Source organism: Janthinobacterium sp. 61, from assembly GCF_002846335.1.
GTDB lineage: Bacteria > Pseudomonadota > Gammaproteobacteria > Burkholderiales > Burkholderiaceae_D > Janthinobacterium.
This window is the reverse complement of sequence record NZ_PJMQ01000001.1, coordinates 5,303,814-5,326,629: the sequence shown is the minus strand read 5'-3', so window position 1 is coordinate 5,326,629 and position 22,816 is coordinate 5,303,814. Positions and strand designations below refer to the sequence as shown.

The 22,816-nt window shown below is 62.4% G+C and carries 19 protein-coding genes and 1 other RNA gene; 2 read left to right on the top strand and 18 right to left on the bottom strand.

All coding sequences use genetic code 11. The features are described 5' to 3' along the window. Positions 1-76: 76 nt before the first annotated feature. A complete protein-coding gene (locus CLU92_RS24220) occupies positions 77-850 on the bottom strand; it encodes a helix-turn-helix transcriptional regulator (RefSeq protein ID WP_101483936.1) in 774 nt (257 codons plus the stop codon). A gap of 104 nt (positions 851-954) precedes the next feature. On the opposite strand from CLU92_RS24220, the gene CLU92_RS24215 reads away from it, so the two are divergent. Then, on the top strand, positions 955-1,722 hold the full coding sequence (locus CLU92_RS24215; RefSeq protein WP_101483935.1) for a class I SAM-dependent methyltransferase: 768 nt from the start codon (positions 955-957) through the stop codon (positions 1,720-1,722). A gap of 65 nt (positions 1,723-1,787) precedes the next feature. Here the strand turns inward: CLU92_RS24215 and CLU92_RS24210 are convergent, their stop codons facing one another. The 17 genes from CLU92_RS24210 to rnpB form a co-directional block, all read right to left on the bottom strand. Then, a complete protein-coding gene (locus CLU92_RS24210; protein ID WP_101483934.1) occupies positions 1,788-2,294 on the bottom strand; it encodes a peroxiredoxin in 507 nt (168 codons plus the stop codon). A 233-nt stretch (positions 2,295-2,527) separates the two neighbouring features. Beyond that, entirely contained in the window at positions 2,528-3,736 is a 1,209-nt protein-coding gene (ftsZ, locus tag CLU92_RS24205; RefSeq protein WP_101483933.1) for a cell division protein FtsZ, read from the bottom strand. Between the two features lie 154 nt (positions 3,737-3,890). Further along, on the bottom strand, positions 3,891-5,123 hold the full coding sequence (gene ftsA / locus CLU92_RS24200) for a cell division protein FtsA (protein ID WP_010394955.1): 1,233 nt from the start codon (positions 5,121-5,123) through the stop codon (positions 3,891-3,893). 45 nt (positions 5,124-5,168) lie between these two features. Next, positions 5,169-5,987, bottom strand: coding sequence for a cell division protein FtsQ/DivIB (locus CLU92_RS24195; RefSeq protein WP_101483932.1), 819 nt, complete (start codon positions 5,985-5,987; stop codon positions 5,169-5,171). 1 nt (position 5,988) lies between these two features. Then, positions 5,989-6,957 carry a D-alanine--D-alanine ligase gene (locus tag CLU92_RS24190; RefSeq protein ID WP_257561646.1) on the bottom strand — a complete coding sequence of 323 codons (969 nt, stop codon included), beginning with the start codon at positions 6,955-6,957 and terminating at the stop codon, positions 5,989-5,991. Between the two features lies 1 nt (position 6,958). Further along, positions 6,959-8,362 carry a UDP-N-acetylmuramate--L-alanine ligase gene (murC, locus tag CLU92_RS24185; protein WP_101483930.1) on the bottom strand — a complete coding sequence of 468 codons (1,404 nt, stop codon included), beginning with the start codon at positions 8,360-8,362 and terminating at the stop codon, positions 6,959-6,961. A gap of 10 nt (positions 8,363-8,372) precedes the next feature. Continuing rightward, positions 8,373-9,467: an undecaprenyldiphospho-muramoylpentapeptide beta-N-acetylglucosaminyltransferase gene (gene murG, locus CLU92_RS24180; protein WP_101483929.1), complete on the bottom strand. Its 1,095-nt coding sequence runs from the start codon at positions 9,465-9,467 to the stop codon at positions 8,373-8,375. After that, the gene (ftsW, locus tag CLU92_RS24175; protein WP_101483928.1) at positions 9,464-10,675 is read right to left on the bottom strand and encodes a putative lipid II flippase FtsW; all 1,212 of its coding nucleotides are present in this window, start codon (positions 10,673-10,675) and stop codon (positions 9,464-9,466) included. The genes murG and ftsW overlap by 4 nt, the downstream gene beginning before the upstream one ends. Continuing rightward, complete coding sequence (gene murD / locus CLU92_RS24170) at positions 10,675-12,231, bottom strand: UDP-N-acetylmuramoyl-L-alanine--D-glutamate ligase (protein ID WP_101483927.1); 1,557 nt, start codon at positions 12,229-12,231, stop codon at positions 10,675-10,677. Before murD ends, ftsW begins: the two co-directional genes overlap by 1 nt. Beyond that, entirely contained in the window at positions 12,231-13,406 is a 1,176-nt protein-coding gene (mraY, locus tag CLU92_RS24165) for a phospho-N-acetylmuramoyl-pentapeptide-transferase (RefSeq protein WP_101483926.1), read from the bottom strand. Before mraY ends, murD begins: the two co-directional genes overlap by 1 nt. A gap of 2 nt (positions 13,407-13,408) precedes the next feature. Continuing rightward, positions 13,409-14,839, bottom strand: a complete 1,431-nt coding sequence (gene murF, locus CLU92_RS24160; RefSeq protein WP_101484869.1) for a UDP-N-acetylmuramoyl-tripeptide--D-alanyl-D-alanine ligase — start codon at positions 14,837-14,839, stop codon at positions 13,409-13,411. An 11-nt stretch (positions 14,840-14,850) separates the two neighbouring features. Next, positions 14,851-16,359 (bottom strand): UDP-N-acetylmuramoyl-L-alanyl-D-glutamate--2,6-diaminopimelate ligase, encoded by a 1,509-nt coding sequence (locus CLU92_RS24155; protein WP_101483925.1) that lies wholly within the window; start codon positions 16,357-16,359, stop codon positions 14,851-14,853. Positions 16,360-16,367: 8 nt separating this feature from the next. After that, a complete protein-coding gene (locus CLU92_RS24150) occupies positions 16,368-18,146 on the bottom strand; it encodes a penicillin-binding protein 2 (RefSeq protein WP_101483924.1) in 1,779 nt (592 codons plus the stop codon). Then, entirely contained in the window at positions 18,146-18,415 is a 270-nt protein-coding gene (gene ftsL, locus CLU92_RS24145; protein ID WP_034748894.1) for a cell division protein FtsL, read from the bottom strand. The genes CLU92_RS24150 and ftsL overlap by 1 nt, the downstream gene beginning before the upstream one ends. Further along, positions 18,412-19,389 (bottom strand): 16S rRNA (cytosine(1402)-N(4))-methyltransferase RsmH, encoded by a 978-nt coding sequence (gene rsmH / locus CLU92_RS24140; protein ID WP_101483923.1) that lies wholly within the window; start codon positions 19,387-19,389, stop codon positions 18,412-18,414. The genes ftsL and rsmH overlap by 4 nt, the downstream gene beginning before the upstream one ends. A 9-nt stretch (positions 19,390-19,398) precedes the next feature. Next, complete coding sequence (gene mraZ, locus CLU92_RS24135) at positions 19,399-19,827, bottom strand: division/cell wall cluster transcriptional repressor MraZ (RefSeq protein WP_101483922.1); 429 nt, start codon at positions 19,825-19,827, stop codon at positions 19,399-19,401. A gap of 662 nt (positions 19,828-20,489) precedes the next feature. Then, positions 20,490-20,829, bottom strand: an RNA gene (gene rnpB, locus CLU92_RS24130) — RNase P RNA component class A. A gap of 235 nt (positions 20,830-21,064) precedes the next feature. Here rnpB and CLU92_RS24125 point away from each other — a divergent pair. Then, positions 21,065-22,768 (top strand): thiamine pyrophosphate-binding protein, encoded by a 1,704-nt coding sequence (locus CLU92_RS24125; RefSeq protein ID WP_101483921.1) that lies wholly within the window; start codon positions 21,065-21,067, stop codon positions 22,766-22,768. The last annotated feature ends 48 nt before the right edge of the window (positions 22,769-22,816 follow it).

The window sequence follows — 22,816 nt, the reverse complement described above, 5'->3', positions numbered from 1 at the left end:
CGGAGCCAGGACAGCATGGTTTGGAAAGGCAGGGCCAGGCGGTCGGCCAGATTATAGCAAGCCCGGCTGTTTTCCCTTATGACACAGGCAACAACATCACCAGTTTCAATTCATGCTGGCGCGCCAGGTGCAGGGTTACCTGGTGATAGCCGAGCAAGCCCTGCTGCGGATGCTGGAAGCGGCGCAAGCCGCCATCGCGGCCCTGCACCTGCTGCGCGCCCCACCACTGGCGAAATTCAAGGCTGGCCTCAGTCAGTTCGCCGATCAGGCCGGCCAGCGGCGCCTGATCCGCCTGTCGGCCGATATCGGCACGGAACTCCGCCACCAGGCGCTGCGCCCGCTCGGGCCAGCCGACGATCAGCTCACGCGCTCCAGGGGCCAGGAACATGAAGCGCAGCTGGTTCGGTGCGGCCGCTTCGCCATGCAGCCAGCCCGTGAACAAAGCGGACGCCGCCCCGTTCCACGCCACGGCATTCCATTCCCGGTCCAGTATGTACGCGGGCGCGTCGATGGCGGCAACGATGGCGGCCAGCTCGGCGGCGGCTGGCCCCTCGCCTTCGCCTGTACCGTGGCTGGGGTCATGCTTGTCGGCCACTTCGAACAGATAGGCGCGCTCTGCCGCGCTCAGCTGCAGCACCTGCGCCAGGCGGGCCAGCATCTTGGCCGACGCCGACACGGGCCGCCCCTGCTCCAGCCAGGTCAGCCAGGTAGGGCTGACATTGCACAGCTGCGCCAGCTCTTCGCGCCGCAAGCCCGGCGTGCGCCGCCGCCCGCCACCGGGCAAGCCAGCCATGGCGGGGGTGACGGCTTCGCGCCGGGCGCGGATGAATTCAGCGAGTTTGTTCGACATGGCAGGGATGCATGGTAGTGGATATACCAGTATAAGTTATGGTCTTGTTACAGGATAATTTTATCCCTATTCTGCAGGAACTCACCCATCAACAGGAGAAAACCATGCAGCAGCACGATGTTGTCACCGAACAGTTTGGCAAGACGGCCAACGCCTACCTGAGCAGCGCGGTGCACGCGCAAGGCGCCGACCTGGTGCTGATGCAGGAATGTGCGCGCCGCCATGGCAAGCCAGTCGTCCTGGACCTGGGCTGCGGCGCCGGCCACGCCAGCTTCGCCGTCGCTCCCGTGGCCAAGTCAGTCGTCGCCTACGACCTGGCGCAGCCGATGCTCGACGTGGTGGACTACGCCAAGGCGCAGCGCGGCTTGCACAACATCTGCACGCAAGTGGGCGATGTGGCCCGCCTGCCGTTTGCCGACGCCAGCTTCGACATGGTCGTCACGCGCTTTTCCGCCCACCACTGGAACGACGTGGCGGGCGCACTGGCGGAAGCCTGGCGCGTGCTGCGTCCCAACGGCACCTTATTAGTGGTCGACATCGTGGCGCCCAAGACGGCCCTGTACGACAGCACCCTGCAGGCGGTGGAAATGCTGCGCGACGCCTCGCACGTACGCGACTACCGTACGTGCGAATGGGACGCCAAGTTCGACCATGCGGGATTCACGCACAGCTTGCGCAGTGTGTGGAAACTGAGCATGCAGTTTGACGAGTGGGTGGCGCGCATGCGCACTCCCGCCGAACGCGTAGCGGCCATCCGTAATCTGTTCGATGGCGCGCCCGATGAAGCGCGGCGATATTTTGCGCTGCAGGACGATTATTCGTTCAGTATCGATGCGGCCATGTTCGAGGCGACGAAACCGCAGGTGCAATAAAAAAACGGCGCCGATGGCGCCGTTTTTTGAAGGGGTCAGACCCGCCGGGTCTGACCCCATATAACTTAAGCCAGTTGGCCCAGCAGCGTCTCGGCATTCGACACTTCAAACTTGCCGCCCTGCTCGATGTTCAATTGCGTCACGACGCCATTGTCGACCAGCATCGAGTAGCGCTGCGAGCGCGTACCCATGCCGTGCTTGGAGAAATCAGCATCCAGGCCCAGGGCCTTGCTGTAGGCGGCATTGCCGTCAGCCATCATGCGCACGACGCCGGTGGCTTTCTGATCACGGCCCCAGGCGCCCATCACGAACGCGTCGTTGACGGAGATGCACCAGATTTCATCGACGCCCGCAGCTTTCAGGTCGGCAGCGTGCTGCACGTAGCCTGGCACGTGCTGTGCGGAGCAGGTTGGGGTGTAGGCGCCGGGCAGGCCGAAGATGGCGATCTTCTTGCCCTTGACCAGGTCTTGTACGTTGAACGTGTTCGGGCCCAGTGCGCAACCTTCGGTTTCGCTTTCGATGAATTCGGCCAGGGTGCCTTCTGGCAGGGTGTCGCCGATCTTGATGGTCATGTTGACTCCTTGTGTACTGTCGGTTATGGACGCCGCCCGTTCCGTGGAGCGGACAGCGCCCGTGATCTGGTTCTGCCGGCATGATGCCGACACTGCGCGATAGTATGCCTGACTTGCCGTATTTGTGCAGAAAGTGGCCGGAAAGGCAAACGCAAAAGTCAAAACCCGGCAAAAAAAACGGCGGCCCTCAGGCCGCCGTCATCTTTGCTGACATCAGATCACCTTAGCTCATCTTAATCCGCTTGTTTACGCAGGAAGGCTGGAATGTCATACGTCTCCATGCCATTCTTTTCCATCGCGCGCACTTGCTCGGAAGCCGATTCGCGACGCCATACTGCCGGCGCCTTCATGCCGTCGAAACCGGCAGCCGGCGTGGCCACACCTACGGTGGTCGTCGCTGCCTGCGCGCCGCCCATCGCCGCTGACGGGGTCAGCGGGCTGTTGTGGGTGCCGGTGCGCAGCACTTGCTGCGGTACCAGCTGGATGTTTTTCTTCGCGCGGCCCAGGCCAGTGGCCACCACGGTAACGCGGATATCGTCGCCCATGGCGTCGTCGTAGGCGATACCTTGCGCGATCGACGCGTCCGGTGCGGCAAAGGCGCGCACGGCAGCCATGACTTCCTTGATCTCTTTACCCTTCAAGCCACGGCTGGCCGTGACGTTGACCAGCACGCCGCGCGCGCCGGACAGGTCGATGCCATCCAGCAGCGGCGAAGCGACAGCCTGTTCGGCGGCGATGCGCGCGCGGTCAACGCCGGAAGCGGTCGCCGTGCCCATCATGGCCTTGCCCTGCTCGCCCATGATGGTTTTCACGTCGTTGAAGTCGACATTGATATGACCAGGCACGTTGATGATCTCGGCAATGCCGGCCACCGCGTTATTGAGCACATCATCGGCGTGCTGCATCCATTCCAGCATGCTTTCGTCTTCGTAGATCTCTTCCAGTTTTTCATTGAGGATGATGATCAGCGAATCGACGTGCAGGGACAGCTGCTCCAGGCCTTCATCGGCGATGTCCATGCACTTCTGGCCTTCGTACGAGAATGGCTTGGAGACCACGGCGACCGTCAGCGCGCCCAGTTCCTTGGCCACTTCGGCGACGATAGGAGCGGCGCCCGTGCCCGTGCCGCCGCCCATGCCGGCAGCGATGAAAACCATGTGCGCGCCGCGCAGCGCATCGGCGATGCGCGCGCGCGATTCTTCGGCCAGCTGGCGGCCGACGGCAGGCTTCATGCCGGCGCCCAGACCGGTATCGCCGATCTGGATGATGTTGTGCGCCTTCGATGTCGACAGGGCCTGTGCGTCGGTGTTGGCGGCAATGAACTCCACACCCGACATGCCTTTGTTGATCATGTGTTGGACTGCATTGCCACCCGCACCGCCGACGCCGACGACCTTGATGACGGTACCTATAGCTGTGTTATCGACCATATCGAACTCCATGATGTGCTCCTATCAGATGCGGTTTCCAAGCGCCAGGCCTCATATTGGTAGGAGAACTGGAGATTGAAAACTGCGGTTAAATATAAAATAAAGTTATGTGTGTGTACCTGCGATGCTGCCAAAAAACCTGTGCTGCCGGGCCTGAAATACGCCCTTAAAAATTCCCTAAAAACCATTCCTTCATGCGCTGCCAGACTGCCTTCACCGAGCCGTCCTGACGCGTCACGATGTGGCCGCGCAGGTATTGCTTCTTCGCTTCCAGCAGCAGGCCCAATACCGTGGCATAGCGCGGACTGCGCACCACGTCGGCCAGCTGGCCCCGATACTCGGGCGTGCCCAGGCGCGCCGGTTTCAGGAAAATGTCTTCCGCCATTTCCACCATGCCGGGCATGATGGAAGTGCCGCCCGTGAGCACGATGCCCGACGACAGCACGCCTTCATAACCGGATTCGCGCACCACCTGGTGCACCATCGCGAACAGCTCCTCGACGCGCGGCTCGATCACTGCCGCCAGCGCCTGGCGCGACAGGTTGCGCGGGCCACGGTCGCCCAGGCCCGGCACTTCCAGCGATTCGCCGGGGTCGGCCAGGACCTGCTTGGCTACGCCATAGCGGATCTTGATTTCTTCCGCTTCCGCGGTCGGGGTACGCAAGGCCATGGCGATGTCGTTGGTGATCTGGTCGCCGGCGATGGGAATGACTGCCGTATGGCGGATCGCGCCATCGGAGAATACCGCCACATCGGTCGTGCCGCCGCCGATGTCGATCAACACCACGCCCAGTTCCTTCTCATCGGGCGTGAGCACCGCATCGGCAGACGCCATCGGCTGCAGGATCAGGTCCGACACTTCCAGGCCGCAGCGGCGCACGCACTTGACGATGTTCTGCACCGCCGACACGGCGCCGGTGACAATATGCACCTTCACCTCCAGGCGGATGCCGCTCATGCCGATAGGCTCGCGCACATCTTCCTGGCTGTCGACGATAAACTCTTGCGGCACCGTGTGCAGCAATTGCTGATCGGTCGGAATGTTAACCGCTTTTGCCGTCTCGATGACGCGCGCCACGTCGGTCGCCGTCACTTCCTTGTCCTTGATGGCCACCATGCCGCTGGAATTGAAGCTGCGGATATGGCTGCCGGCAATGCCCGCATAGACATTGCGGATCTTGCAGTCAGCCATCAGCTCGGCCTCTTCCAGCGCGCGCTGGATGGACTCCACCGTGGCCTCGATATTGACCACCACGCCTTTTTTCAGGCCCTTCGATTCGTGCTGGCCCAGCCCGATCACTTCGTGGCGCCCGTCGGACATCACTTCGGCTACCACCGCCACCACTTTCGAGGTGCCGATGTCGAGGCCGACGATCAGGTTTTTCGCGTCTTTTGTCATTTCTGTCGCCTAGTTTTTTGGGCTATTGTTAAATTGATTATTCGGTTAAGTCGGTTTTTTAATCGGACTGCCATTTTTCTTCTTGATCGCTGGCGCCGGCCTGCCATCCTTGCCTTCGGCCGGTATCACCAGGCCGGCGGAACTGAGCGCCAGGCCATTCTGGTAACGCATATCGATCGTGTCGATATTCTCCAGCCGGCTCGCCAGCTGCGGGTAGATGCCCACCAGCCGGTCGACCCGCGCCTTCAGGGTCGTATGATTCTGCTCGCGCCCCAGCGCCACGCTCATGCCGTTGTTCAGTTTCACGGTCCACGCATAGCGGCTCGACAGCGACAGCGATTCAGGCACCATTTTCAGGGGCGAAAACCACTTTGCCAGCTGCACGTAGGTCGCCAGAACTTCCTTTTCGCTGCCATCGGGGCCGGCGAAGGCAGGCAATTCATGGTCGTCTTCGGCTTCGGCCACATTGGCCGTAAACACGTCGCCCTTGACCGACAGCAGGCGTCCATCCTCGCCCCAGGTACCCAGCGCCTCGTGTTCTTCCAGCGCCACGATCAGCTGGTTAGGCCACTCGCGCCGCACACTGGCACGGCGCACCCAGGGCACCGATTCGAACACCCCGCGTACGCTTTCCAGATTGGTCGTGAAGAAATTGCCCTTGATGCGCCCCAGGGTGCCGCTGCGCAGGGTCAGGTAATTCACGTGGCGCAGGCCCTTGTCGTCCGCGCTTTCCACCTTGATTGTGCGCAGGTCGAACATGGGACGCTGCGACACCCACCAGACGCCGGCCGCCACGCACACGACCAGAACCGCGGCCAGCAAGCCGTTGGCAGTCGTATTGAGGCTTTTAGCGTCATGCCACATATCAGCGCTGTCCCTTGTGCATTTTCAGGCTTGCGCCGGAAACGATTTCCAGGCACAGGTCTTCATAGCTGGTGCCTTCCGCGCGCGCCGCCATCGGTACGAGCGAGTGACCGGTCATGCCCGGCGAGGTATTGACCTCCAGCAGGAACAGCTTGCTGTCGGCAGCTCGCATCAGCACATCCACACGTCCCCAGCCTTCGCAGCCGAGCGCGCGGTACGCTTCCAGGGCGATGCGCTCCATTTCGGCCACGATCGCCGGGTCCAGCTGCGGCGGGCAGAAGTACTTGGTGTCGTCCGTGAAGTACTTGTTCTGATAGTCGTAATTACCTTGCGGGGCGACGATTTCAATCGGCGGCAGCGCGCGCGCTGTCGCGCCCTTGCCCAGGATCGCCACAGTAAATTCGCGGCCCTTGATGAATTCCTCGGCCAGCACCGAATCATCGAGACCGGCGGCGATGTCGTAGGCCGCCTGGAAGGCCGACGCTTCGTTGACCGTCGTAATGCCGATGCTCGACCCCTCATGCGGCGGCTTGACGATCAGCGGCAAGCCCAGTTCGGAGGCCACCTTGGCGAGGTCCGATTTACCATCGAGCACCGCGTATTTTGGCGTCGGCAGATGGTGCATCAGCCAGATCATCTTGGTGTAAACCTTGTCCATGCCCACCGAACACGCCATCACGCCGCTGCCCGTGTAGGGAATGCCCAGCTGCTCCAGCGCGCCCTGAAGGCTGCCGTCTTCGCCGAAGCGGCCGTGCAGCGCGATGAAGACGCGATCAAATTTCTCAGCGGCCAGTTCGGCCAGGCTGCGTTCGCCCGTATCGAAGCCATGCGCATCCACGCCATGGCTTTTCAAAGCGGCTAGCACGCCGGCACCGGACATCAGCGACACTTCGCGCTCGGCCGAGCGGCCGCCGAACAGGACGCCGACTTTGCCCAATTGTTTAACGTCGATAGCTGAAGCTTGGTTCACGTCAGGCCTTTACAGTGTGAGATTGATACGTTGTCAGTTGTTGCGGGATGCCGCTGATCGAGCCAGCTCCCATGGTCAGCACGACGTCTCCGTCGCGCGCCACGCTCATGATGGTGTCGGCCATGTCCGTCATGGACTCGACGAAAATCGGTTCGATCTTGCCGCGCGCGCGCAGCGCATGCGCCAGGGCGCGGCCGTCGGCGGCGACGATAGGCGCTTCGCCTGCCGCATACACTTCGGACAAGAGCAGCACGTCGGGTGCACCCAGCACCTTGACGAAATCCTCGAACAGGTCGCGCGTGCGGCTGTAGCGGTGCGGCTGGAACGCCAGCACCAGGCGGCGGCCAGGATAGGCAGCGCGCGCGGCAGCCAGGGTCACTTCCGTTTCCACCGGATGATGGCCGAAATCGTCTACCAGGGAGAAGCTGCCGCCATTTGGCAGCGCCACGTCGCCATAGCGCGTGAAGCGCCGGCCCACGCCGGAAAACTCGGCCAGGCCCTGCTGCGTGGCGCTGTCGGCGATGCCGATTTCGCGCGCGATGGCGATCGCCGAGCAGGCATTTTGCACGTTGTGCATGCCGGGCTGGTTCAGCACCACGTCGAGGTCGGGATAGCCTTCCTGCAGCACCGTAAAATGCATTTCCAGGCCTACGGCGCGCGCGTTGATGGCGCGCACTTGCGCGTCTTCAGCGAAACCGTAGGTGGTGACCGGCTTGGTGACGGACGGGATGATGGCGCGTACGTGCGGATCGTCGATGCACAGCATGGCGCGGCCATAGAAAGGCAAACGGTGTGTGAACTGCACGAACGCCTGCTTGAGCTTTTCGAAATCGTGCTCATAGGTGTCCATGTGATCGGCATCGATATTCGTGATCACTTCGATCATCGGCGTCAGGTTCAGGAACGAGGCGTCCGACTCATCGGCTTCGGCCACCAGGTAGTCGCCGGAACCGAGCTTGGCGTTCGCGCCGGCGCTGGTCAGGCGTCCGCCGATCACAAAAGTAGGATCGAGGCCGCCCTGCGCCAGCACGGACGCGACCAGGCTGGTCGTCGTCGTCTTGCCGTGCGTGCCGGCGATGGCGATGCCGCGCTTCAAACGCATCAATTCACCGAGCATCACGGCGCGCGGCACCAGCGGGATCTTGCGCGCGCGCGCAGCCGCCACTTCCGGATTGTCTTGCGGGACGGCGCCCGAGGTCACCACCGCATCGGCGTCGCCGATGTTCTCGGCCGCGTGGCCGAGCATGACGGTCGCACCAAGGCTCGCCAGTCGCTGCGTCGCCGCATTGCTGCCCAGGTCGGAGCCCGACACCTTGTAACCCAGGTTGACCAGCACTTCGGCGATGCCGCTCATGCCGCTGCCGCCAATGCCGACAAAGTGGATATTGTTTACTTTATGCTTCACAGAGCTAACCTCATGCCAATTTTTCCAATACGTGTGCGATCGCCTCATTGGCGTCGCGCTTGCCTGCTGCCAGTGCCGCTTGCGCCATCTGCTGGCAGGTATCGCGGCTCAGCGACGCCAGCAAGGAGCTCAGCGACGCCGCACTCATTTCCGTCTGCGGCAGATGAATCGCCGCGCCCTGCTTCGCCATCCATTGCGCGTTGTCGCGCTGGTGGCTGGTGGTTGACGCTACCAGCGGCACAAGCACGCTGGCCACGCCGGCCGCCGTCAGTTCCGACAGGGTGATGGCGCCAGCACGGCAAATCACCAGGTCGGCCTCGGTATAGGCCTTGGCCATGTCGTCGATGAAGTCGACAACATCGGCCTGCACGCCTGCCTGCGCATACGCTGCATGCAGGGCGTCGATATTCTTCTTGCCCGACTGGTGCTTCACCAGCGGACGTTCGCCCTCCGGCATCAAGGCCAGCGCGGCGGGCAGACTGTCGTTCAGCGCTTTCGCGCCCAGGCTGCCGCCCACCACCAGGATACGCAGCGGCCCGCTGCGGCCCGCAAAGCGGGACGCCGGCGGTGCCATGGCGAGAATCTCAGCGCGCACGGGATTGCCCGTGACGACGGCCTTGCCCGCAGCGCTGCCGAAATCGGCGGGAAAACCGAAACAGACCTTTTGCGCCAGCGGCACCAGCGTCTTGTTCGACAGCAGCAGCGCCGCGTCGGCATTGACCAGCACCAGCGGCACGCCCTTCAGGCGCGCCATCAGGCCGCCCGGCACGGTCACGTAGCCGCCCATGCCCATCACCACGTCCGGCTTGCGGCTGGCGATGAAACGGCGAATGGCAAAGAAGCTCGCCAGCATCTTGAAACCGCCTTTGACCGTATGCGCCAGGCCCTTGCCACGCATGCCTGAGAACGCGATGGCATCCATGGGAATGCCGCTTTTCGGCACCAGTTCCTGTTCCATGCCGTGGGTCGTGCCCAGCCAGCTCACTTCCCAGCCGCGCGCGCGCATCGTCTGCGCAATCGCCAGGCCCGGGAAAATATGGCCGCCAGTACCGGCCGCCATGATCATCAGTCTTTTCGTCGTTTTCAAGTTCGCCACATTGTTCATAGCCGGCCTCCGCGCATCAGGATCCGGTTTTCGTAATCGATGCGCAGCAAAATCGCCAGGCCGATACAGTTAATCAGTACGCCCGTGCCGCCATAACTCATCAGGGGCAAAGTCAGCCCCTTGGTCGGCAGCAGGCCAAGGTTCACGCCCATGTTGATGAAGGTCTGCACGCCGATCCAGATGGCGATGCCTTTCGCCGTCAATCCGGCGAAGGTCTGGTCGATGGCGATCGCCTGCCGGCCGATGTCGAAGGCCCGCTTGATAATCCAGTAAAACATGCCGATCACGATCAGGACGCCCACCAGGCCCAGTTCCTCGCCGATCACGGCCAGCAAGAAGTCCGTATGCGCTTCGGGCAGGTAGTGCAGTTTTTCCACGCTGCCGCCCAGTCCCACGCCAAACAGTTCGCCGCGCCCGAAGGCGATCAGCGAGTGCGTCAGCTGGTAGGCCTTGTTGAGCGCATTATCTTCCTGCCACGGGTCGAGATACGCAAAAAACCGCTCGCGGCGGAATTTCGACAAGGCGATGATGGTGACGAAGATCGCCGTCAGCATGGCGCCGATGCCGCCGAACCAGATGGCGTTGACGCCGCCCAAAAACAGAATGCCCATGGCGATGCAGACGATCACGCCGAAAGCGCCCAGGTCGGGTTCCATCAGCAGCAGCAGGCCGACGAAGCTGACGGCCAGCGCCATCGGCATGAAGCCCTTGGTCAATTTGTGCATGTACTCCTGCTTGCGCACGGTGTAGTCGGCGGCGTACAGCACCATCACTACCTTCATCAGTTCGGACGGCTGCGGACGCAGGCCCGGCAAGTTCAGCCAGCGGCGCCCGCCATTGACCGACACGCCCAGGCCAGGTATCAAGACCATTACCAGCAGCACCAGCGTGCCGATGAACAGCCACGGCGCGATCTTTTGCCAGGTGGCGATGCGGATGCGGAACACCATTGCGGCGACGATGATCGATACGCCGATGAACAGCGCCTGACGCACAACGAAATAATTGTTGGTGTAGGCGGCGAACTTGCGCGCGTCCGACAGCGAAATCGATGCTGAATACACCATCACCATGCCCAGCAACATGAGCAACAGGACCACCCACACCAGCGGCTTGTCATAGTCCATCATCTTCGACTGCCGCGCGCGGCTATCCAGCGGCTTGGCAGCCGAGCCGGAACCAAAGCTGAAGGGCAGTTGGAAGGCCATCAGATATCCTGTCCGTTTTCCAGCGCGATGTCGCGCACGGCGTCGACAAACACCTGCGCGCGGTGCGCATAGTTCTTGAACATGTCCAGGCTGGCGCAAGCGGGCGACAGCAGCACGGCATCGCCGGCCAGCGCCAGGCTGCTGGCGCGCTTGACCGCTTCCGGCAAGGTGGCGCAGTCGACGATGTCCACGCCGGCCGGCTCAAGGGCCGTGCGCAGCGCCGGCGCGTCGCGGCCGATCAGCACCACGGCGCGCACATAGCGCGACACGGGTTCAGCCAGCGGCGAGAAATCCTGGCCCTTGCCATCGCCGCCGGCGATCAGCACCAGGCGTTGTTCCGCACCGCCAAACGCCTTGCCCAGGCCGAACAACGCAGCCACTGTCGCGCCCACGTTGGTGCCCTTGCTATCGTCGTAGTATTCGACTTCATTGACGGCCGTGATCAGTTCCACCCTATGCGGCTCCCCCTGGTACTCGCGCAAGCCGTGCAGCAGTGGCGCGAACGGCAGGCCGATGGCGCGGCACAGGGCAAGCGCCGCCAGCGCATTCGAGGCATTGTGCTGGCCACGGATTTTCAGCGCATCGGCCGGCATCAGTTTCTTGGCCATCGTCGGCACCGGTTCCGGTGCCGGATCGTTCTTCCTGCGTTTTTTCTCGATAACTTCTTCGCTGGGCACGGCTTGCGCCAGCCAGAAAATACCCCGTTCATTGACCAGGCCAAAGCTGTCCACCTCCGCCGGCTCGCCCGTGCCGAAGGTAACGGTCTCGGTCAGCGGATCGGCCATGTGCATCACGGCGGCATCGTCGCGGTTCAGGATGCGCACGGTCTGGTCGCCGAAGATGCGCGCCTTGTCTTTGGCATACGCAGCCATGTCGCCATGCCAGTCCAGGTGGTCCTGCGACAGATTCAGGACCGTGGCCGCATCGGCCTGCAGGCTGAAGGTCGTGTGCAACTGGAAGCTGGACAACTCCAAAATCCACGCCTGCGGCAAGGTGCTGGCGACAGCTTCCGCCACGTCAGCTTCCGCATCCACCGGCTGCGGCGCAGGCTCGCCATCGAGCACTTCGCGCAACACGTCCAGCGCCGCCGGGCTGATATTGCCGGCAACGCGCGTGGCCAGGCCTGCGCGTTCGCACAGCAGACCCACCAGACTGGTCACCGTCGTCTTGCCGTTCGTACCCGTGATGGCGATCACTTTCGGCGCATAGCCGCGTTCCGCCTTCAACGCCGCCAGCGCTTGCGCGAACAGTTCGATCTCGCCCCATACGGGGATATTTTTCTCGGCAGCGGCAGGTGCAATCTGCGCCAGTTCGCGGCCCGGCGCCAGGCCGGGGCTGACCGCGACGAAGTCGACGCCATCGAGCAATTCGGCCGTGAAGGCGCCAGCGATGAAGCGCGCCTGCGGCACGGCGGCCTGCAACGCGGCCAGACGCTCTGGCGCCTCGCGCGTATCGGCCACGCGCACGGCCGCACCGCTGCGGGCCAGCCACAGGGCCATGGCCAGGCCCGACTCCCCGAGGCCCAGTACCAGTGCGGTTTTAGCGTCGTACATCATTAGCGCAGCTTCAAGGTGGTCAGGCCGAGCAGCACCAGCATCATGGTGATGATCCAGAAACGCACGACAACCTGCGTCTCTTTCCAGCCTTTTTGTTCAAAATGGTGATGCAGTGGCGCCATCAGGAAGACGCGGCGGCCCGTGCCGTAGCGCTTCTTGGTGTACTTGAACCAGACGACCTGGATGATCACGGACAGTGTTTCGACGACGAAGATGCCGCCCATGATGAACAGGACGATTTCCTGGCGCACGATGACGGCCACGGTGCCCAGTGCGCCGCCCAGTGCCAGCGCGCCCACGTCGCCCATGAACACTTTCGCAGGGTGCGTGTTATACCAGAGGAAGGCCAGGCCGGAACCGGCCAGCGCGCCGCAGAAAATTACCAGTTCGCCGGCGCCAGGAATATGCGGGATGAACAGGTAGCGCGCATACGTGGCGTTGCCCGTCAGGTAGGCGAACAGGCCCAGGGCCGTACCCACCATCACGGTCGGCATGATGGCCAGGCCATCGAGACCATCGGTAAAGTTGACGGCGTTGCTGGTGCCGACGATGACGCAATACGTTAGCGCGATAAAGCCCCACACGCCCAGCGGATAGCTGATGGTCTTGAAGAACGGGACGATCAGGTCGGCCTTGGGCGGCAAGTCCATGGCGAAGCCGGACTGCACCCAGGCGTAGATCAGATTCCACACCTGGCCAGCATTGGGCTCGGAGATGGACACGGAAAACGCCAGGTAAAACGCGGCGGCGATGCCAATCAGCGACTGCCAGAAGTATTTTTCGCGCGAGCGCATGCCTTCCGGGTCCTGGTGCACCACCTTGCGGTAGTCATCGGCCCAGCCGACGGCACCAAAGCCCAGGGTGACGATCAGCACTGGCCAGATGAAGCGGTTCGACAAGTCGGCCCACAGCAAGGTGGAAATGCCGATGGCAATGAGGATCAGCACGCCGCCCATGGTCGGGGTGCCGTGTTTTTTCAGATGCGTTTGCGGGCCGTCCGTACGCACGGCCTGGCCGACCTTCATGCGCGTGAGCATGCGGATCACGGCGGGACCGGCGCACAGGCCGATCAGGATCGCGGTCAGGGTCGCGAAGACGGCGCGGAAAGTGATGAAGTTAAAGACCCGCAGTGGGCCAATGTCGTCCTGGAAATAATGAGCGAGCCAGAGCAGCATGATTAGTGAGCTTCCTTGTTTTTGTTGTTTGAACCAATCAAATGCTGCACGGCCCGTTCCATTTTCATGGAGCGGGAGCCCTTGATTAATACTGTTGCATCCGAGCGGCCGGACAGATGCGCATCGAGCGCTGCCAGCAAGCCGTCGAACTGTTCGAAATACTCCACGACCGTGCCCGATTCCTGGCTGGCGGCAGCCTGCGCCGCATTCACCAGATGGCGCGCCAGGCCGCCCGTCGCCAGCACGTGTTCGATGCCTTTGGCGGCGGCGTAGGCGCCGATCTCTTCGTGGAACTGCTGCCCCTGCGTGCCAACTTCCGCCATCTCGCCCAGCACCAGAATGCGCGGTGCTGCGGCCTGCGCCAGCACGTCGATGGCCGCCCTCACCGAATCCGGATTGGCGTTATACGTGTCGTCGATGATGGTGGCGCCGTTGACGGCACGTTTTTTCTGCAGGCGACCGTTCACGGGCGCGAACGCCTCCAGGCCCTGCTTGATATGCTCGATGGCGATACCGGCGCCAATGGCGCATGCCGCCGCAGCCAGCGCATTGCGCACATTGTGCTCGCCCGCCGCCTGCAAGCCGACGAAGAACTGGCGCAAGCTGCCATCCTGCGCGCGCACGCTGACGAACATGTCGCTGCCAAAATCCTCGGCCACGCGATGCGTGCAGCTTACGTCGGCATCCTTCGACAGCCCGAAGGTGATGACGGCGCGCGCGCCGGCCAGTTCGCGCCACAGGGGCGTGAATTCGTCGCCGTGCGGGAACACGGCCACGCCGTCGTCGGCCAATGCAGCCAGCGCGGCGCCGTTTTCGCGCGCCACCGCTACCACCGTGTGCATGAATTCCTGGTGCTCGCGCTGCGCGTTGTTAACCATCGCCAGCGTCGGCGCGGCGATTGCCGCAAGGCGCGCTATTTCGCCCGGATGGTTCATCCCCATCTCGATCACGGCCGCCTTGTGCTGATCGCTGAGGCGGAACAGGGTCAATGGCACGCCGATTTCATTATTCAGGTTGCCGCGCGTGGCCAGGCGGCCTTCTTCGCCAAAGGCCGTCGCCAGGATGGACGAAATCATCTCCTTGACGGTGGTCTTGCCATTGCTGCCGGTAACGCCAATGACGGGCAGGTTGAAACGGCCGCGCCAGTAATTGGCGATGCGGCCCAGCGCGACCAGGGTATCAGCGACCACGATGGCCGGCACCTTGCTGCTATCCCAGCCTGCGGGCAGGCGCTCGACCACCACGGCGGCAACGCCACTGGCGGCCACCTGGTCGAGGAAGTCATGGGCGTCGAAGCTTTCGCCGCGCAAGGCGACGAAGAGCGAGCCGGCTGGCGCGCTGCGGCTATCGGTTGATACACCGTCAAAAACGGCGTCGCCCGTCATCTGCGCGCCGTGCAGGGCAGGCATCAGTTCGGCCAGGGTCGCGTGCATGAGGCGGTCCATCAGTTCGTCCTCATCATGGTCAGGCGCGCGGACAGGGCCAGCTGCGCATGATCGGCATCGGAGAACGGCAGTTTCTTGCCCTTGATTTCCTGGTACGGCTCATGGCCCTTGCCCGCCAGCAGGATCACGTCCGGCTTGGCGGCATGCTTGATGGCCGACAGGATGGCTGCGGCGCGGTCTTCGATAGCCTGCGGCTGCGGACCGTCTGTGCGCATACCGGCGACGATCTGCGCGATGATGGCGTGCGGGTCTTCGCTGCGCGGATTGTCGCTGGTAACCAGCACGTGATCGGCCAGCTGCGCGATGGCGCCCATCTGCGGACGCTTGCCCGGATCGCGGTCGCCACCGCAGCCGAACACGCACCACAGCTGGCCGCCCCGTTCCTGCGCCACCTGGCGCAAGGCGGCCAGGGTTTTTTCCAGCGCGTCCGGCGTATGCGCGTAATCGATGACGACCATCGGCGCTTCCTGCCCACCCACCTGCTGCATGCGGCCGGGAGCCGGCTGCAGCGATTCGATGCCGTCGATGGCGGCGCGCAGGCCAGTGCCATGCGCCAGCAAGGCGCCCAGCACGGCCAGCGCGTTGCTGATATTGAAGTGACCCACCAGTTGCGTTTTGACCAGCGCCACGCCAAGCGCGCATTCCAGATGGAAGTCGGTGCCGGCATTGCGGCTGCGGAACTGGCTGGCACGCAGCATCAGCACGCCCGGGAGGTCGGGCAAGGCCGCCGCATCCTGCAAGGTGTAGCCGATGACCGGATACTCGCCCGCCAGCTTGCCGTCCACGTGGCGCGCCAGGCGCAAGCCCATGGGGTCGTCCAGGTTGATGACGGCCGTCTTCAGGCCGGGCCAGTCGAACAGCTTGACTTTGGCCGCCTCGTAAGTGGCCATGTCGCCATGGTAATCAAGGTGGTCGCGCGTCAAATTGGTGAACATGGCGACATCGAAATGCATGCCGGCCGCGCGGTCCTGGTCCAGGCCAATCGACGACACTTCGATGGCAACAGCCTTGGCGCCAGCGTCGCGCATGGCGGCGAGTTTACGCGCCAGCAGCACGGCGTCGGGCGTGGTGTAGCCGGTGACGTCGAATTCGATGGCGCCGCGCGGCTTGCACAGGCCCACGCCCAAGGTACCGATGACGGACGATGTTTCGCCCAGGCGCGCCAAGGCCTGCGCCAGCCACAAGGCGCACGAGGTCTTGCCATTCGTGCCCGTCACGCCGGCGCTGAACATGGCACTGTCGGGCATGTCGTAAACAGCATGTGCCACGGGGCCAGCCAGGCGCTTCAGGTCGCCGACCAGCAGATGCGGCACATTCCATGCGGCGTTCCATTCCACGGCGTCATGCACGATGGCGGCGGCGCCCTGCTCGATAGCGGCGTCGATGAAATGAGTGGCGCCAGCGTAGGCGAAAAACACGTCGCCGCGCTGCACGCGCCGCGAATCGGACGTCAGCTGCCCGGACGGGGCAGCCGCTTTGATCCACAAACTGATGTCTTGTATGGTCATGAGTGACTTCACATGGCCTCCGGGCCGGCATTGGCCGGGACCACGATTTCGGTAACGGAGGAATCGGGCGGTACGTTCATCGCGCGCAGCGCGTTGGTCGCAATCGCCGCGAAAGCGGGAGCGGCAACCTGGCCGCCATAGTGGGCGGGGCCGGTCGGTTCATCGATCATCACGGCAATGATGAAGCGCGGCGCCGACATCGGCACCATGCCCACGAAAGAGCCAATGTATTTGCGCGGCATCGCATAACGGCCGTTTTCCACCTTGTAAGCGGTACCCGTCTTGCCGCCGACGCGGTAACCGGCGACCTGGGCGCGCTTGGCCGAGCCGTGCGCGCCGGAGACCACCAGTTCCAGCATGGCGCGCATTTCGGCGGCCGTCTTCGGCTTGATCACCTGCTGGCCCACAGGCAGCTCATTGACCTTCTGGAACGATAATGGAATCGTGTCGCCATCACGGGCGAACATCATGTAAGAGCGCGCCAGCTGGATCAGCGACACGGAAATGCCGTTACCGTAGCTCATGGTGGCCTGTTCCACCGGGCGCCACGATTTATATGGACGCACGCGGCCGGCCACAGCGCCGGGGAAGCCCCATTTCGGCTGCTGGCCGAAGCCTACCTTGGTAAACATTTCCCACATTTCCTGCGACGGCATGCCCAGCGCGATTTTCGAGGTGCCGATGTTCGACGACATCTCGATGATTTCAGAGACATTGATCACGCCGTGCGGCTTGGTATCGGTAATGGTACGGTCGGCGATGGTGTAGCGGCCCGGCCCCGTGTCGATCAGGGTGGTCGGCTTGACGCGTCCCGTATCGAGCGCCAGCGAGACGGTGATCGGTTTCAGGGTCGAACCGGGCTCAAAGGTGTCGGTCATGACGCGGTTGCGCAGCTGCTGGCCCGTGAGCTTGCGGCGGTCGTTCGGGTCATAGCTGGGGTAGTTGGCCAGGGCCAGCACTTCACCCGTGTGCACGTCGAGCACCACGGCGCCGCCAGCCTTGGCATTGAATTTTTCCACCGCCTCCTTCAACTGCGTGAAGGCGATGTACTGGATCTTGCTGTCCACGGACAGGGTCAGGTCCTTGCCGTCATGCGGTTCGTGGATGAAGCCGATATCTTCGACGATGTGGCCCAGGCGGTCCTTGATCACGCGGCGGCTGCCGGTGGTGCCGACGAGGGTTTTCTGCTGCGCCAGTTCCATGCTTTCCTGGCCCACGTCTTCCACATTGGTAAAACCGACCACGTGGGTCATCACTTCGCCCTGTGGATAAAAGCGCTTGTATTCCTTGCGCTCGTCGATGCCGTCGATGCCCAGCTTGGAAATTTTGTCGGCCACGTCCATCTCGACCTGGCGTTTCAGGTAAACAAAGCTGCGGTCCGAATCGAGCTTCTTGCGCAATTCGTTGACATTCATTTCCAGCAAGCCGGCCAACGCGTTGATTTTCTCGGGTGACGCCTGCAGCACGTCGTCGGGAATGGCCCAGATGGCTTTCACGGGCACGGACGAGGCCAGCACCTGGCCGTTGCGGTCGGTGATCTTGCCGCGCGTGGCCGGCAGTTCCAGCGTGCGTTCGTAGCGTGCCTTGCCCTGCTTTTGCAAAAACTGCGTCGACACGCCCTGCAGCCACAGGGCGCGCACGCCCAGGCCGGCGAAAGCGAAGAACAGCAGGAACAGCACGACGCGCGAACGCCAGACGGGCAGTCGCACCGCCAGTACGGGGTTCTTCGAGAATGGCACGCCTTTCGATGCCGCCACCCTGCCGTTGCTGTTACCGCCCAACTTCATTATTCGCCCTCCGTCAGGTACTGCGTACGCGCCGCCGTCAGCGGCGTCATGCTCAGGTCACGCCGAGCAATCGATTCAATGCGCTCATGCTTGCCCAGGGTCGACTGGTCCAGCTGCAGCTGCGCCCAGTCGATGTCGAGCTGGCGCGACAGCGCTTGCGCGCGCTCCAGGTCGATCAGCAGGTGGCGCGACTGGTACTGCGCGTTCACCAGCGACAGGCCACAGCACACCAGCAGGGCCGACAGCACGACACACAGCTTGCCAGTCATCGGGAGCCGCCATTCGCAGGGGCGACCAGCGGCAGGCGCTGCGCCACGCGCATCACGGCCGAACGCGAACGGGGATTCCCCTCGATCTCGGCATCGGACGGCTTCATCTTCAAGATCAGCTTCATTTCCGGCTGCGGCAAGTCGACCGCGCGGATCGGCAGGCGGCGGTCAGGCTGCTCCACGTTCGCCTTCGAGGCGAAGAAGCGCTTGACCATGCGGTCTTCCAGCGAATGAAAACTGATCACGGCCATGCGCGCGCCGGGCGCCAGGCAGGCATACGCCTGGCTCAGCCCGATCTCGAGATCCTCGAGCTCTTTGTTAATGAAAATGCGTATGGCCTGAAAGGTGCGGGTAGCGGGGTCCTTACCCTTCTCGCGGGTCTTGACGGCGCCTGCCACGATGCTGGCAAGCTGTCGTGTGCTTGAAATTGGCTGGACTGCCCGGCCAGCAACAATCGCCTTTGCAATCTGAAAAGCAAACCGTTCTTCCCCATAATCGCGTATCACTTTCTCTAAATTCTGCTCGGTTTCCACCGCCAGCCATTCGGCCGCGGAGATACCGCGCGTGGTATCCATGCGCATATCCAGCGGTCCGTCGTTGCGGAAACTGAAACCGCGCGCCGCATCGTCGACCTGCGGCGACGAGATGCCCAGGTCGAGCAAGATGCCGTCCACCTGCCGAACGCCACGCGCGGCCAGGCTGGCCGTCATGGTGGCAAAGCTGTCATGGACAATTTCAAAGCGGGGGTCGCCGATCTGTTCGGCCGTGGCGATGGCTTGCAAATCCTTGTCGAAGCCGATCAGGCGCGCATCAGCGGCCAGGCGCGACAAAATCAATCGGCTATGCCCGCCGCGGCCAAACGTGCCATCGACGTAAATGCCGTGCGCGCGGTCGCCCGTGAGGTCGAGCGCATCGACCGCTTCATCGAGCAGCACCGTGCGATGCTGAAATTCCGGCACCGTGAGTTGTGTCATTACGGAGCCTTAGAAAGAAAAATTGGAAAGTACATCGGGGGTGCCGGCATCGATCGCCTGCTGTTCTTTGTCAGCCAACTTGACGGCATCCCATATTTCAAAGTGACTGCCCATGCCGATCATCATGACTTCGCGCGACAGCCCCACGGCGTTGCGCAATTCGGGCGAGATCAGCACGCGGCCAGCCGAGTCCAGCTCGACGTCGACGGCGTTGCCGAGGAAGATGCGCTGCCAGGCGCGCGCCGACATGGGCCAGGCGGCGATTTGCTGGCGGTGGCTTTCCCACACGGGACGGGGGAAAAACAGCAGGCAGCCATCGGGGTGTTTGGTCAGGGTCAAACGGCCTTCGCATTGAATCGCCAGCGCGTCACGGTGCTTGGCAGGGATAGACATCCTGCCTTTGGCATCGAGATTGATTGCGGACGCGCCTTGAAACACGGAAGACCTTTTTTGAGCTTGGGTTGCGACGCTTGCGCATCACGATGAAAAGGGGAAATTTCCCACAAAAACACACTTTTTCACACAGTTGCCCACTTTAGAGTAAGCAAAGATAGTGGTCAAGCGGTTTCCGATTGGTAAAACAGGAATTTTATTAATGAAATTAAGGACTTAGCGCATATCGTTGAAGCAGTCTCAAATAAAAATATATCGATAAATTAGATACTTATGAAAGATAGTGAATGTGCTACCTCATCTGCACACATGTGTTTTCCTACCGTAAACATCGAAAAAGACGAAATCGAAAAATTGAATTTTTTACAGTTAGTTGACACATGACAATACTTTCGTCATCCAGGCACAACAGCAAGCAGCCACAGCAAAAGACTTGGTTTAAGGCAAAAAAAATTCGCCCATAACGCGTTCCCGCCCGGTTTTCCGGGGCTAGCCTGATGCAGGCAAACTATTTTTGCAATGCAGCAATTAATTGAAAGGAAGAAACTTTAACCAATTGTTCATTCTTAGTTGTATATACAACTTTATCTTAACTGCTATATTTTTAGAAACAAAAAAAGCCCCTTTGCGGGGGGCTTTTTGGTGGCGCGCAGCAGGCAAGCCGCTGTGACCGATACACTCCCCGGCAGACCAGGGAACACAAATTCAAGTGAAGCAGGCCGATAGGCCGGATTTTGTTACGGCGCCTTCCCTTGCAGGTTGGCGCTATGACAGTCATTCCTCTAGGCGCCAGATTACTCGGGCGCTCAAGCTTTCTACCCGCACGCTCCGCGAGCAGCATCATCGCGTGCCTATTTGAAATTGCACCAGGTGGAGGTTACCGCGTTTCACCGTAACTTAATACGCTCGTCTCTGTGGCCCTATTCCTCGCCTTATACCTTGCGGCTTTCAGCGGACGGCCGTTAACCGTCACCCCGCTCTATGGAGTCCGGACCTTCCTCCCGCCAGTGCATTGCTGCACCAGCCAGCGACTGTCTGGCCTGCTTCACCCGCCATTGTACCGCGCCGCAGCATGTTTCTGCAAAAAGGCATGTGCAGGCGCGAAACCGCTCGCCGGGCCCCTCGTCGGGCCCCGGCCCGGGGGATTGTGTAATTCGGTGTCGCCATTTCAAAAGCCGGGCCAAATCGGCTCACATAGAATGAGGCAAGCTGCTTGCATGCAAGCGCATGCGCACCGCTTGCCCCACTTCTTTGCCACCCACTAGAATATAAAGAGCCGAACATGACGCAACAATCCCGTACCGGCGGCCAGATCCTGGTCGATGCCCTGCAGATCCATGGTGTCGACACCGCTTTTGGCGTGCCTGGCGAAAGCTACCTGGACGTGCTCGACGCACTGCACGATTCGGGCATCCGCTTCATCATCAACCGCCAGGAAGGCGGCGCCGCCTTCATGGCCGAAGCCTACGGCAAGCTGACGGGCAAGCCGGGCATCTGCTTCGTCACACGCGGACCGGGCGCCACCAATGCCTCGATCGGCGTGCACACGGCGTATCAGGATTCCACCCCGATGATCCTGTTCATCGGCCAGGTCGGCAATGATTTTGTCGACCGCGAAGCGTTCCAGGAAATCGACTACCGCCGCATGTACGGCCAGATGGCCAAGTGGGTGGCGCAGATCGACCGCGCCGAGCGCATTCCCGAATACCTGGCACGTGCCTTCCAGGTGGCCACCAGCGGCCGCCCCGGCCCCGTGGTGCTGGCCCTGCCGGAAGACATGCTCATTTCCATGGCGACTGTCGCAGACACGCGCGCCTACCAGCCCGTGCAGGCTGCGCCATCAGACGCGCAGCTGCAGCAGCTGCGCGCCATGCTGGCCACGGCGAAACAGCCGCTGGTCTTGCTGGGCGGCACCACCTGGACGCCGCAGGCGTGCGCCGACCTGCAACAGTTCGCCGAAGCGAATCACTTGCCCGTCGCCTGCGCCTTCCGTTTCCAGGACTTGCTCGACAATGCCCACCCGAACTATATCGGCGACGTCGGCATTGGCATCAACCCGAAACTGGCCGCGCGCGTGAAAAATGCCGACCTCGTCATCGCCATCGGCCCGCGCCTGGGTGAAATGACGACGGGCGGCTACACCCTGTTCGACTCGCCCGTGCCGCGCCAGCGTCTGGTGCACATCCACACGGACGCCGAAGAGCTGGGCAGCGTTTACCAGGCTGAGCTGATGATCAACAGCGGCATGCCGCAGGTCTGCGCCATGCTGGCTGCCATGGACCCCGTGGACGCTTCCGCATGGAAACAGTCGCCGGCCGAAGCCAAGGCCGAGCTGGCAGCCTACCAAGAGCAGCCGCCCATCTTCCAGGATGGCCAGGCGCCGCTGGACCTGTGGCAAGTGACGCAGGAAATCATGGCACAGGTGCCCCCCGACACCATCCTGACGAACGGCGCCGGCAATTACGCCTCGTGGGCGCACCGCTTCTACCGCTATGGAGGCATGCGCACGCAACTGGCACCGACGAATGGCGCCATGGGCTACGGCGTGCCGTCCGGCGTGGCGGCAAAGATCGTGCATCCGGAGCGCACCGTGATCACCTTTGCCGGCGATGGCGAATACATGATGAATGGCCAGGAACTGGCCACCGCCGTGCAATACCAGGCGGGCGTGGTCATCATCGTCTTCAACAACCAGATGTTCGGCACCATCCGCATGCACCAGGAACGCGACTACCCGGGCCGCGTCTCTGGCACGACCTTGCACAATCCCGATTTCGCGGCGCTGGCGCAAGCGTATGGCGCGCATGGCGCAGTGGTGAATACGACAGAAGAGTTCGCTCCTGCGCTGCAACGGGCGCTGGCGCACGCCAGGACGCACAGCTTGCCGGCCCTGATCGAGCTGCGCTACGACGGCAACCTGATCACGCCGAATGCCACCCTGGCCACCATCCGTGCCACGGCAGAAAAGGCGCAGGCGGCCAAATAAGCCCCTTGCAAGGCGAGAAACAACAAAGGCCCGGTCGATACCGGGCCT